Origin of the sequence: Streptomyces sp. NPDC088252 (genome assembly GCF_044740965.1) — a bacterium.
Lineage (GTDB): Bacteria > Actinomycetota > Actinomycetes > Streptomycetales > Streptomycetaceae > Streptomyces.
In genome coordinates, this window is sequence record NZ_JBIURS010000029.1 from 21301 (window position 1) to 33387 (window position 12087).

Below are 12087 nucleotides of genomic sequence, written 5' to 3' on the forward strand. Positions count from 1 at the left end.
CCGCACCCGTTTCCTCCCGTTCGGCGACCTACGTTGTCCCGGTGGAGCAGCACAGGACACGTCCCCCGCAGCGCAGCCGGTCTCGGCAGGCCCCGCTGTCCCCGCAGGGCACCATCGACGAGGCCGCGACCGTCTACCGGGTGGTGGAAACGAAGCCGGAGGGCCGGACCCGTCCGGTGCCGCCCATCGTTCTCGCACTGCGCAGGCTGCCCAACCCCCGGCTGACCGGTATCGGCGCCGGGCTCTTCGCCACCGCCGCCATGTTCGTACTGGCATGCCTCGACCAGCTGATCCTGGACGGTTCGTCTGCCGTGTTCGGCGCGCTGTTCCTGCCGGTCAGCGCGCTGACCGCGCTGTGGGTGCGGCCCGCGGACCTGGTGACCGCGCCGATCATCGTGCCGATCGCCTTCGCCATCGGGGTCATCCCGATCTCCGGCGGCCCGAGCGGCTTCGCGGGCCAGACCATGGCGCTCGTCACCGCACTCGCCGTGCACGCCGGGTGGCTGTACGGCGGCACTCTCGTCGCAGGGCTCATCGCGACCGTGCGGAAGGTACGACTGATACGTCAGCGCCAGCGGCAGCGGCAGCGCCGGACGCTGCTCGCCGCCCAGACGGCGCGGGCCGCACAGCCGCCCCGCCACCCCCAGAGCTGACCGGCGGGAAGAACAGAGGAAGGGGGCGGGGCGGGGCCATCGTGTGCTCCGCGGCCGCCACCGCCTACGCCGTGCCCGCCGCCACCCGCCTACGCCGTGCCCGCCGCCTGCATCGTGCCCGCCGCCGACATCGCCGCGCCCACGATGCCCGCGTTGTTCTGCAGCTCCGCAGGCACCATCTCGGCCCGTACGTGCTCGATCAGCGGCAGGAACCTGTCGGCCTTGCGGCTGACTCCGCCACCGATGACGAAGAGCTCGGGCGAGAACAGCATCTCCACGTGGGCGAGGTACTTCTGCACCCGGTGCGCCCAGTGGTGCCAGCTCAGCTCCTCGTCCTCCTTGGCCTTGGTGGAGGCGTGCTTCTCCGCATCCTGGCCGTTCAGCTCCAGATGGCCCAGCTCGGTGTTGGGGACGAGCTTGCCGTCGATGAAGAGGGCGCTGCCGATCCCCGTACCGAGCGTCAGTACGATCACGGTCCCGTTGCGGCCACGCCCCGCGCCGAAGGCCATCTCGGCGACGCCGGCCGCGTCCGCGTCGTTCAGGAGGGTGACGGGCAGACCGAGTCTGTCGCCGAGCAGGCCCTGGGCGTCCGTGTCGATCCAGGCCTTGTCGACGTTGGCCGCCGTACGGGTGCAGCCGCCGGTGACGACGCCCGGGAACGTGATGCCCACCGGGCCGGACCAGTCGAAGTGGCCGACCACCTCCGCCACGCACTCGGCCACGTCCTTGGGCGTGGCCGGGTGCGGTGTCAGTACTTTGTGGCGCTCCTGCGCCAGGTCTCCGCGGTCCAGGTCCACGGGAGCGCCCTTGATCCCGGATCCGCCGATGTCCACGCCGAAGATCTGCATGCAATCCACGGTACGGGCAGGTGGCCCGGCCCACTTCCCGGAACGGGAAGCCGTCGGTGCGGAGTCGTCACTTCTCCGCGAGTGCGGCGGCCTCGGCCCGCAGGTCACGGCGGAGTTCCTTGGGCAGCGAGAAAGTGATGGACTCCTCGGCCGCCTTGACGATCTCCACGTCCGCGAATCCGCGCTCCGAGAGCCACGCCAGGACGCCGTCGACCAGCACCTCGGGAACGGACGCGCCCGAGGTGACACCGACCGTGGAGACACCTTCCAGCCAGGCCTCGTCGATCTCCTCGGCGAAGTCGACCAGATGGGCGTCGTTCGCACCCGCGCCGAGGGCGACCTCGACCAGGCGGACGGAGTTGGAGGAGTTCTTGGAGCCGACGACGATCACGAGGTCGGCGTCCGCGCCCATCTGCTTCACGGCGATCTGGCGGTTCTGCGTGGCGTAGCAGATGTCGTCGCTGGGCGGCGAGACCAGGAGCGGGAACTTCTCCTTGAGCGCGCCGACCGTCTCCATCGTCTCGTCGACGGAGAGCGTGGTCTGGGACAGCCAGACGACCTTCGACGGGTCGCGCACCTCGACACCCGCGACGTCCTCGGGGCCGTCGACCAGCGTGATGTGCTCGGGGGCCTCGCCGGAGGTGCCGATGACCTCCTCGTGGCCCTCGTGGCCGATCAGGAGGATGTCGAAGTCCTCCTGCGCGAAGCGGACGGCCTCCTTGTGGACCTTGGTGACCAGGGGGCAGGTCGCGTCGATCGTGGCGAGCTTCCGCTCGGCCGCCTCCGCGTGCACGGTCGGCGCGACGCCGTGCGCGGAGAACATCACGATCGAGCCCTCGGGGACCTCCGCCGTCTCCTCGACGAAGATCGCGCCCTTCTTCTCCAGGGTCTGTACGACGTACTTGTTGTGGACGATCTCGTGGCGGACGTAGACCGGGGAGCCGTACTGCTCCAGGGCCTTCTCCACGGCGATCACGGCACGGTCCACGCCCGCGCAGTAGCCACGGGGAGCGGCGAGCAGGACGCGGCGGTGTGTCGTAGCAGTCATGCGTCCCATCGTAAGGCCGCGTCGGACGCGCGGAAGATCGGCGGGGTGGCGAGACTGATGCGTACGCGACTCAACGGAGGGCTCATGTCGGGGACGGGCGGCGGCAGCGGCGGGGTCACGGAGGCGGAGGGGGCGGACGGGGCGCACCAGGAGAAGGGCAGGCTGCGCCGGACGCTCGGCTTCCGCGATCTGGTGGTCTACGGGCTCCTCTTCATCGCGCCGATGGCGCCCGTCGGTGTCTTCGGCACGCTCGACGCGAAATCGGGCGGAGCGGTCGCACTGGTCTATGTCGTGGCGACCGTCGTGATGGCGTTCACGGCCTTCAGTTACGCCCAGATGGTGCGCGTCGCCCCGCTGGCCGGCTCGGTCTTCGCGTACGCACGCAGGGGGCTCGGGGAGGGGCCGGGTTTCATCGCCGGGTGGATGGCGATGCTCGACTACCTCCTGATCCCCGCCGTCGCCTATCTCTTCTCCGGGATCGCGCTGAACGCGCTCGTGCCCTCGGTGTCGCGGTGGGTGTGGACGGCGCTCGCGGTCGTCGTCACCACACTGCTCAACCTCTGGGGTGTACGGGCAGCCGCCCGGGTCGGTTTCGCGGTGCTCGCGATGGAGATCACGGTGCTGCTGGTGTTCCTGGTGTCGGCGGTGGCGGTGCTGGTACGCGACGGGGCGCAGCGCGGCTGGCTGACCCCGTTCACCGGTGATTCCGGCTTCTCCGCGTCGGCGGTGCTGGGGGCGGTGTCGGTCGCCGTGCTGTCGTATCTGGGCTTCGACGCGATCGCCTCGTTCGCGGAGGAGGTGACGGGGGGCCCGTCGAAGGTCGCGCGGGCGCTGCTGTTCTGCCTGGCGCTCGCGGGCCTCCTGTTCGTGGCGCAGGGGTATCTGGCGGCGCTGCTGGAGCCGCTGACGTCGGCGGAGCTGGCCTCCGATCCGGCCGCGCAGGGCTCGGCGTTCTACGACACGGTGGACTCCTCGGTCGGGACCTGGCTGCACGATCTGGTGGCGGTCAGCAAGGCGATCGGGGCGGCGTTCGCCGCGCTGGCCGGGCAGGCGGCCGCGGGGCGGCTGCTGTTCGCGATGGCCAGGGAGCGGCGGCTGCCCCCGTTGCTGTCCAAGGTCGATGCGCGGTCCGGGGTGCCGCGGATCGCGATCGTGCTGGCCGCGACGGTGACGCTGGTGGCGGCGGTGTGGGCGGCCCGGCGCGCCGACGGTCTCGACCATCTGGTGTCGGTCGTCGACATCGGAGCGCTGACGGCGTTCGTGCTGCTGCACGCGTCGGTGGTCGGCTGGTTCGCCGTACGCCGGATGGAGGGGCCGCCGAGCTGGTGGCGGCATGTGCTGGTGCCGGTGGTGGGTGCGGGGGTGCTGATCGCGGTGATCGTGGAGGCGACCGCGAGCGCCCAGGTGGTGGGGGTGTGCTGGTTGGCGGTGGGGCTGGTGGTAGTGGTGTTGCAGCGGGGGCGCCGTACGGCCTGAGGGGGCGGTGCTGCGCCGACAGCACGTGGCTGTCGGCGTGGGCGGCTGATTGTCGGTGGGGGCGGTTACGCTCGCTCGCATGGCTCTCCAAACGTCCGCGGAAGCTCCGCTGCCCGTCGGTGATGTGTCGCGGCTCATCGGGGGGTGGATCGACCGGCTCGGGGCGGTCTGGGTCGAGGGGCAGATCACCCAGCTGTCGCGGCGACCGGGTGCCGGCGTGGTGTTTCTGACGCTGCGCGACCCGTCGCAGGACATCTCGGTGAGCGTGACGTGCTTCCGCCAGGTCTTCGACCGGATCGCGGACGTGGTGACGGAGGGGGCGCGGGTCGTCGTCCTCGCCAAGCCCGAGTGGTACGCGCCCCGCGGCCAGTTGTCCCTGCGGGCCACGGAGATACGGCCGGTCGGCATCGGCGAACTGCTGGTCCGTCTTGAGCGGCTGAAGACGTCACTGGCCTCGGAGGGGCTCTTCGCGCTCGACCGGAAGAAGCCCCTGCCGTTCCTGCCGCAGCTGATCGGACTGGTCTGCGGACGGGCCTCGGCAGCCGAGCGCGACGTCCTGGAGAACGCGCGACGGCGGTGGCCCGCGGTGCGTTTCGAGGTGCGCAACACGGCGGTGCAGGGGGTGCACGCGGTCAATCAGGTGGTCCAGGCCGTGAAGGAGCTCGACGACCTGCCGGACGTCGACGTGATCGTCGTGGCGCGGGGTGGCGGCAGCGTGGAGGACCTGCTGCCGTTCTCGGACGAGCAGCTGATCCGGACGGTCGCCGCGTGCCGTACGCCGGTGGTGTCGGCGATCGGCCACGAGCCCGACTCCCCGCTGCTCGACCTGGTCGCGGATCTGCGCGCCTCCACGCCGACGGACGCGGCGAAGAAGGTCGTGCCCGATGTCGGCGAGGAGCTGGACCGGGTGCAGCAGCTGCGGGACCGTGCGCTGCGGACCGTGCGCGGGCTGCTGGACCGGGAGGAGCGGGGGCTGGCGCATGCGCTGGGCCGCCCGTCGATGGAGCGTCCGCAGCGGATGGTGGACGAGCGGGCGTCGGAGATCGATGCCCTGATCGGGCGGGGCAGGCGGGTGCTGGGGCATCTGCTGGACCGGGCGGACTCGGAGCTCGCCCACACCCGGGCGCGGGTGGTCGCGCTGTCGCCCGCCGCGACGCTGGAGCGCGGATACGCGGTGCTGCAGCGGGCCGACGGCCATGTGGTGCGGGCCCCCGCGGACGCGGGGGCGGCGGGCGATGTGCTGCGTGCGCGGGTCTCGGGCGGCGAGTTCGCGGTGCGGGTCGCCGGTGAGTGAGCACGGGCGCGGCAGGGACGCTCCGGACGGTGGATGCTCGGTGCGCGGGCGCCGGACGGGTTCGGAGGGCGGGCCCGCAGATGACGACGGACGAGGTCGAAGGCTCCTGGCGGGCCGGAACGTAGGGTGGGGCGCATGACGGACGACGGGACTACGGCGGCTGCCGCGGGCACGCTCGGATACGAGCAGGCCCGTGACGAGCTGATCGAGGTGGTGCGCCGCCTGGAGGCGGGCGGTACGACGCTGGAGGAGTCCCTCGCCCTGTGGGAGCGGGGCGAGGAGCTGGCGAAGGTGTGCCGGCACTGGCTGGAGGGCGCGCGCGCCCGGCTGGACGCGGCCCTGGCGGGGCCGGCCGACTCCGAGGAGACCGCCACGGCAGCCGACAACGGCTGAGAACCCGACGGGCTCCGAAACCGCCCGGCCGTGCGCGAGGGCCACGGCGGGCGCCGCACCGAAGGAGCCGTCGACGGCACAGGAGGGCCGACGGCGGCGCAAGAGGCCCGCGTTGTGGAACAGGTCACTCCGCTCCGATTTTAGTTGAAAGTTAACCTACCTCTCCCGTACCGTGGTCGTCGTTGCTTGATCCACGTGTACGTCCGGAAGGTAATACGCACGATGTCCCTCGCTCTTGACCCCGCCGCCCAGGACCTCCTCTTCCGCGAGGCCCGCACCGCCAACACGTTCACCGACGAGCCGGTGACCGAGGAGCAGGTCCAGGCGATCTACGACCTGGTCAAGTACGGCCCCACCGCGTTCAACCAGTCGCCGCTGCGCGTCGTCCTGGTCCGCTCCGACGACGCCCGCGCGCGCCTCGTGAAGCACATGGCCGAGGGCAACCAGCCGAAGACCTCCACCGCCCCGCTGGTCGCCATCCTGGCCACCGACAACGAGTTCCACGAGGAGCTCCCGGCCCTGCTCCCGCACTTCCCGCAGGCCAAGGACGCTTTCTTCTCCGAGCGCCCGGTCCGCGAGTCGGCCGCCGCCCTCAACGGCGCGCTGCAGGCCGCGTACTTCATCATCGGCGTCCGCGCCGCCGGTCTGGCCGCGGGCCCGATGACCGGCTACGACGCCGCGGGCATCGAGAAGGAGTTCCTGGACGGCGACCACAGCGTGCTGATGGTCGTCAACATCGGCAAGCCGGGCGAGGACGCCTGGTTCCCGCGTCTGCCGCGCCTCGCCTACGACGAGGTCGTCACGACCGTCTGATCGTCGCCGCGCGTACGGAGAAGGCCCTGGAGCACCTGATACGGCTCCAGGGCCTTCTCCGTACGCCCCGCACGGCGCTCCGTACGCCCTGCACGGCTCCGTACGCCCTGCACGGCTCCGTACGCCCTGCGCGGGGCCGCGCGGCCCCGCGCAGGGCCAATCAGGCCATCAGGACGTCTTGAGCGCGGCAGCCATCTCCGCCAGCCGCTCGGGCGACGCGGAACCCGTGACCACCGTGGTCGCGCCCTTGTCGTGGCGCACGAGGGCGTCGTACTTCTCGCCCTTCCAGTGCTGCCAGGTCTCGCCCGCGACCTGCCGCGTACGCCCGGTGTCCCTGGCGTCCTGGCTGACCTCGGTCACGTACTTCTTCGCCGCCGAGGTGGACTGCTCCACCGCGACGTACTTGCCCTCCGGGTCGAGGAAGCCCAGGTGCCAGCTGTTGCCGGCCTTGCGGTCGTAACTGACCGAGGTCGGCTTCCACTCCTTGGCCAGTCCGTCCGGCGCGGCCACCGGATAGGGCGCCGCGCGCCGCGCCGTCAGCAGCTCCACCCGGTAGTCGAGCGGCTTGACCGGGTTGGCGTTCTCGTCATGCGGAACGAAGATGTAAACAACCCCCGCGGCGGCGGAGATCACCGCCATCGACAGGAACATGTCCCGCACCGTCTGCTTGCCTCGCTTGCTAGCCACGGATCCATGGTCGCATCAGCCCCTCTGGATCCGATTTGGGGGGCAGCCGCTCAAAAGTGACCCGGTCTGCTCATTTTGTCGACCTGACGATAGAGTCACAGCACCCTCTTCCGGTCGTCGTCGTACAGAAAGGTGCGCTCCGATGTCCGAGCATCATCTGCCGTCTCAGCTGGAGGTCTCCCCCGAGGCCCCCGACCGCAACCTGGCCCTGGAGCTGGTCCGGGTCACCGAGGCCGCCGCCATGGCAGCAGGACGCTGGGTGGGCCGCGGTGACAAGATCGGCGCCGACGGTGCCGCCGTGAAGGCCATGCGGACCCTCGTCTCGACCGTCTCGATGAACGGCGTCGTCGTCATCGGCGAGGGCGAGAAGGACGAAGCCCCCATGCTGTTCAACGGCGAGCGCGTCGGTGACGGCACCGGCGCCGAGGTCGACATCGCCGTGGACCCGATCGACGGTACGACCCTGAACGCCAAGGGCATGCCCAACGCGATCGCCGTCCTGGCCGCGGCCGACCGCGGCGCCATGTTCGACCCGTCCGCGGTCTTCTACATGGACAAGCTGGTCACCGGGCCCGAGGCCGCCGACTTCGTCGACATCAACGCGCCGGTCTCGGTGAACATCCGCCGTGTCGCGAAGGCGAAGAACTCCGCTCCCGAGGACGTCACCGTCGTCGTCCTGGACCGCCCCCGCCACGACGGCATCGTCAAGGAGATCCGGGAGACCGGCGCCCGGATCAAGTTCATCTCCGACGGCGACGTCGCGGGCTCGATCATGGCCGCCCGCGAAGGCACCGGGGTCGACCTGCTGATGGGCATCGGCGGCACCCCCGAAGGCATCATCTCGGCCTGCGCCATAAAGTGCCTCGGCGGTGTCATCCAGGGCAGGCTCTGGCCGAAGGACGAGGCCGAGCGGCAGCGCGCGCTGGACGCCGGGCACGACCTGGACCGGGTGCTGTCCACCGACGACCTGGTCAGCGGCGACAACGTGTTCTTCGTCGCGACCGGCATCACGGACGGCGAGCTGATGCGAGGTGTGCGGTACCGCGCGGAGACGGCGACCACCGAGTCGATCGTCATGCGCTCCAAGTCGGGCACCATCCGGAAGATCGACTCGACGCACCGGCTGTCGAAGCTGCGCGCCTACAGCGCCATCGACTTCGACCGCGCGAAGTAGGCCCGGTCCCGGAAGACCGGTCCGGCCCGGGAGCCGGATCCGCGACGCGGATCCCCCGAGAACGCGAAGAGGCGCCCCCGTGTGCGGTGGGGGCGCCTCTTCGCGTGCACGGGCACGGGCGGATACGCGTCTGCGCGGACCGGCACCCGGCCGGTCAGCCCGCCGCGGCGATGCGGCCCGTCGCTCCGGAGGACGCGGAGGATGCCCTGAGCTCCATCTCGCGCCGTCTGCGACGGGCGAGCACCACGCGGCGTTCGGCGGCGGTGAGGCCGCCCCACACCCCGTACGGCTCCGGCTGTATAAGGGCGTGTTCCTGGCATTCGACCATCACCGGACAGCGCGCGCAGACCCGCTTCGCGGACTCCTCGCGCGCGAGTCTGGCTGCAGTCGGCTCCTTCGACGGGGCGAAGAACAGCCCGGCCTCGTCCCGGCGGCACACCGCCTCCGAGTGCCAGGGACCGGTCTGGTCCTCCCGAGCGGGGGTGCGCTGGGGAGGGACGGCGGCGACCTGCAGGGGCTGATGCGGCAGTTGCAGCACGGTCTACTCCTGACGACGGCTTCGCGTGCGAGAGACGATGCAGCAGTCCCTACCCGCTGTGCGTACGCCTATGCACTGCGTGGCACCCGGTTCCAGGGTGCGAAATCGCGTCGGTCAGGAATTTGGCTTGTTTTCGAAGGGCTTCGAAGGGCTTACGCGGACTTCGACGGCCTTCGGCGCAGACCGAAAGGGTTCGGAGAGGTCCGGAGAAGTCCGAAAACGGTTCGGAGCGGTTCGGAAGTGTGCGAAGGAGCGCGGGCCGAGCCCCTCAGCCGAGGTATTTACGCAGCCGGTCCTGGAGATCCGCGATGAACTTCCCGCGCTTGGGCTTCGCTTCGACGCTGCCGAACACCGAATAACCGTTGACGACGACCACGGGCGCCTCGGGGTCCGCGGATTCCAGTGTGGCGACTTCGAAATTGCCGAAGACACCTGTGCCGCTGCCGCGCAGCGAGATGTTCTCCGGGACCTTGATCTCGACACTCCCGAAGATGGCGGTCGCATTGATCACCGTGAGTCTCTGACCGAAAAGCGCCTCGGTCAGATCGATCTCCACGCTGCCGAAGAGCGCGAAGGCGTTCGTACGGCCCCCGACCCGCCAACGCCCCTTGCGGGTGGAGCTGCTGAAGACCGCCACCAGGTTCTCGGCGGGGCCCGCCGGGCCCTCCGCGCCGTGGACGCCGGGCATGGCGGCCGAGCGGGCAGCCCCTCCGGGGGCGGGCAGATCCCGCACCAGCGGTTCGAGTTCGCCGACCGTCTTGGCGCGGTAGACCGCGTCGACCCGCTCGGCGTGTTCCTCGGCGGTGAGCCGGCCCTCGGCCAGGGCCTCGCGCAGGATGTCCGCGATCCGGTCGCGGTCCGCGTCGGAGGCACGGATACCGGCCGGCTCCGCCGGGGCCACGGAGGGTTGCTGGGGGTGCTTTTCGAGGTCCACCGGCCCAGCGTACCCAAACGCGATAGATCGCGACTAGTCCCCGCCCCGTCTCCGCCGTGTCGCCCGTGCCCGGGTGCCGGACTGAGCCTTACCTCACAGCTTCGGCCTCTGTTCGGCGCTCTACCCTGGTGGGTGCGCTGCCCAAGGGAGGTCAGCCGCCGTCTGCCGAGTGAGGAATGGCCGTAATGCCAGAGTTTGCGTACTCCGATCTGCTCCCTCTGGGAGAGGACACCACGCCGTATCGTCTGGTGACCTCCGAGGGTGTCTCCACCTTCGAGGCCGACGGCCGTACGTTCCTCAAGGTCGCCCCGGAGGCGCTGCGCACCCTGGCCGCCGAGGCCATGCACGACATCTCGCACTACCTGCGCCCCGCCCACCTGGCGCAGCTGCGGCGGATCGTGGACGACCCCGAGGCGTCGTCCAACGACAAGTTCGTCGCGCTCGACCTGCTGAAGAACGCGAACATCGCCGCCGCGGGTGTCCTGCCGATGTGCCAGGACACCGGCACCGCGATCGTGATGGGCAAGCGCGGGCAGAACGTACTCACCGAGGGCGGTGACGAGGAGGCCCTGTCGCACGGCATCTTCGACGCGTACACGAAACTGAACCTGCGTTATTCGCAGATGGCTCCGCTCACCATGTGGGAGGAGAAGAACACCGGCTCGAATCTGCCGGCCCAGGTCGAGCTGTACGCCACCGACGGCGGCGCGTACAAATTCCTCTTCATGGCGAAGGGCGGCGGCTCGGCCAACAAGTCGTTCCTCTTCCAGGAGACGAAGGCCGTGCTGAACGAGGCCTCCATGATGAAGTTCCTGGAGGAGAAGATCCGTTCGCTGGGTACGGCCGCCTGCCCGCCGTACCACCTGGCGATCGTCGTCGGCGGTACGTCGGCCGAGTTCGCGCTGAAGACCGCGAAGTACGCCTCCGCGCACTACCTGGACGAGCTGCCCGCCGAGGGCTCCCCCACCGGCCACGGCTTCCGGGACAAGGAGCTGGAGGAGAAGGTCTTCGAGCTGACGCAGAAGATCGGCATCGGCGCCCAGTTCGGCGGCAAGTACTTCTGCCACGACGTGCGGGTCGTCCGCCTCCCCCGCCACGGCGCCTCGCTCCCCGTCGCGATCGCCGTGTCCTGTTCGGCGGACCGCCAGGCCACCGCGAAGATCACCGCCGAGGGTGTCTTCCTGGAGCAACTGGAGAAGGACCCGGCCCGCTTCCTGCCCGACACCACCGACGAGCACCTCGACGAGGCGGGTGACGTCGTCGAGATCGACCTGAACCGGCCGATGGACGACATCCTCGCCGAGCTGACCAAGTACCCGGTCAAGACCAGGCTCTCGCTGACCGGCCCGCTGGTCGTGGCCCGCGACATCGCGCACGCCAAGATCAAGGAGCGGCTGGACGCGGGCGAGGAGATGCCGCAGTACCTGAAGGACCACCCGGTCTACTACGCCGGCCCGGCGAAGACGCCCGAGGGCTACGCCTCCGGCTCCTTCGGCCCGACGACGGCGGGGCGGATGGACAGCTATGTCGCGCAGTTCCAGGCGGCGGGCGGCTCCAAGGTGATGCTCGCCAAGGGCAACCGGTCCCAGCAGGTCACCGACGCGTGCGACGCCCACGGCGGTTTCTACCTGGGCTCGATCGGCGGCCCTGCGGCGCGCCTCGCGCAGGACTGCATCAAGAAGGTCGAGGTCGTCGAGTACGAGGAGCTCGGCATGGAAGCGGTGTGGAAGATCGAGGTCGAGGACTTCCCCGCGTTCATCGTCGTCGACGACAAGGGCAACGACTTCTTCACCGGGCCCGCTCCGGCGCCGACGTTCACCAGCATTCCGGTGCGGGGTCCGGGTCTCGCCTGATGAGTTGAGACGTACCGGAGACACGAGAGGTACGGTCCCGCGGGGGTGTTCCGGCCACATTCCATCGGCCGGGGCGCCCCCGCGGGCCGTTCCCACCCCAGCGGGCGTCGTCAGTGGGAGCGGCTGGGTTGGGGGGCATGACGACAGGAGCGCGGAGCGGGGAGAACGCCGCGCATGCCCGGTACACCTACCGGCTTCGCGTGTCCTCCACCGCAGCCGCCGCGCTGGAAGCGGAGTGGGCGCGGTGCCGTTGGATCTGGAACGAGAGCTGCGCCCGGTCGAAGAAGGCTCATGCCGAGGATGAGAAGTGCGGCCCCGCCAGGCCGGACAAGATGCTGACCGAGGCCCGGACTGCGATGTCCTGGCTGCGTGGGGA

General features: G+C 70.3%; 12 protein-coding genes and 1 pseudogene. 8 read left to right on the top strand and 5 right to left on the bottom strand.

What is annotated here, in order from left to right:
* Positions 1-41 precede the first annotated feature (41 nt).
* On the top strand, positions 42-653 hold the full coding sequence (locus tag ACIOHC_RS37510) for a DUF6542 domain-containing protein (protein ID WP_401846042.1): 612 nt from the start codon (positions 42-44) through the stop codon (positions 651-653).
* A gap of 89 nt (positions 654-742) precedes the next feature.
* On the opposite strand, the gene ppgK is transcribed toward ACIOHC_RS37510, so the two are convergent.
* Entirely contained in the window at positions 743-1501 is a 759-nt protein-coding gene (ppgK, locus tag ACIOHC_RS37515) for a polyphosphate--glucose phosphotransferase (RefSeq protein ID WP_351079471.1), read from the bottom strand.
* 67 nt (positions 1502-1568) lie between these two features.
* Positions 1569-2558 carry a 4-hydroxy-3-methylbut-2-enyl diphosphate reductase gene (locus ACIOHC_RS37520; RefSeq protein ID WP_401846045.1) on the bottom strand — a complete coding sequence of 330 codons (990 nt, stop codon included), beginning with the start codon at positions 2556-2558 and terminating at the stop codon, positions 1569-1571.
* Positions 2559-2633: 75 nt separating this feature from the next.
* Between ACIOHC_RS37520 and ACIOHC_RS37525 the strand changes: the two genes are divergently transcribed.
* From ACIOHC_RS37525 to ACIOHC_RS37540, 4 genes are all read left to right on the top strand, one after another.
* Complete coding sequence (locus ACIOHC_RS37525; protein ID WP_401846048.1) at positions 2634-4025, top strand: APC family permease; 1392 nt, start codon at positions 2634-2636, stop codon at positions 4023-4025.
* Positions 4026-4104: 79 nt separating this feature from the next.
* A complete protein-coding gene (gene xseA / locus ACIOHC_RS37530) occupies positions 4105-5319 on the top strand; it encodes an exodeoxyribonuclease VII large subunit (RefSeq protein ID WP_351079480.1) in 1215 nt (404 codons plus the stop codon).
* A 135-nt stretch (positions 5320-5454) separates the two neighbouring features.
* The gene (locus ACIOHC_RS37535) at positions 5455-5712 is read left to right on the top strand and encodes an exodeoxyribonuclease VII small subunit (RefSeq protein WP_351079483.1); all 258 of its coding nucleotides are present in this window, start codon (positions 5455-5457) and stop codon (positions 5710-5712) included.
* A gap of 222 nt (positions 5713-5934) precedes the next feature.
* The gene (locus ACIOHC_RS37540; RefSeq protein WP_351079486.1) at positions 5935-6525 is read left to right on the top strand and encodes a malonic semialdehyde reductase; all 591 of its coding nucleotides are present in this window, start codon (positions 5935-5937) and stop codon (positions 6523-6525) included.
* Between the two features lie 168 nt (positions 6526-6693).
* Here the strand turns inward: ACIOHC_RS37540 and ACIOHC_RS37545 are convergent, their stop codons facing one another.
* Positions 6694-7212 (bottom strand): DUF4245 domain-containing protein, encoded by a 519-nt coding sequence (locus tag ACIOHC_RS37545; RefSeq protein WP_401846050.1) that lies wholly within the window; start codon positions 7210-7212, stop codon positions 6694-6696.
* Positions 7213-7354: 142 nt separating this feature from the next.
* On the opposite strand from ACIOHC_RS37545, the gene glpX reads away from it, so the two are divergent.
* The gene (glpX, locus tag ACIOHC_RS37550; protein WP_351079492.1) at positions 7355-8386 is read left to right on the top strand and encodes a class II fructose-bisphosphatase; all 1032 of its coding nucleotides are present in this window, start codon (positions 7355-7357) and stop codon (positions 8384-8386) included.
* 154 nt (positions 8387-8540) lie between these two features.
* On the opposite strand, the gene ACIOHC_RS37555 is transcribed toward glpX, so the two are convergent.
* Together ACIOHC_RS37555 and ACIOHC_RS37560 are read right to left on the bottom strand one after the other, a co-directional pair.
* Complete coding sequence (locus ACIOHC_RS37555) at positions 8541-8924, bottom strand: WhiB family transcriptional regulator (protein ID WP_351079495.1); 384 nt, start codon at positions 8922-8924, stop codon at positions 8541-8543.
* A gap of 268 nt (positions 8925-9192) precedes the next feature.
* Entirely contained in the window at positions 9193-9858 is a 666-nt protein-coding gene (locus tag ACIOHC_RS37560; RefSeq protein ID WP_351079498.1) for a DUF1707 domain-containing protein, read from the bottom strand.
* Positions 9859-10043: 185 nt separating this feature from the next.
* On the opposite strand from ACIOHC_RS37560, the gene ACIOHC_RS37565 reads away from it, so the two are divergent.
* A complete protein-coding gene (locus ACIOHC_RS37565; protein ID WP_389637835.1) occupies positions 10044-11711 on the top strand; it encodes a fumarate hydratase in 1668 nt (555 codons plus the stop codon).
* 137 nt (positions 11712-11848) lie between these two features.
* A pseudogene (locus ACIOHC_RS37570) lies at positions 11849-12082 on the top strand (RNA-guided endonuclease TnpB family protein); the annotation flags it as partial.
* Positions 12083-12087 lie beyond the last annotated feature (5 nt).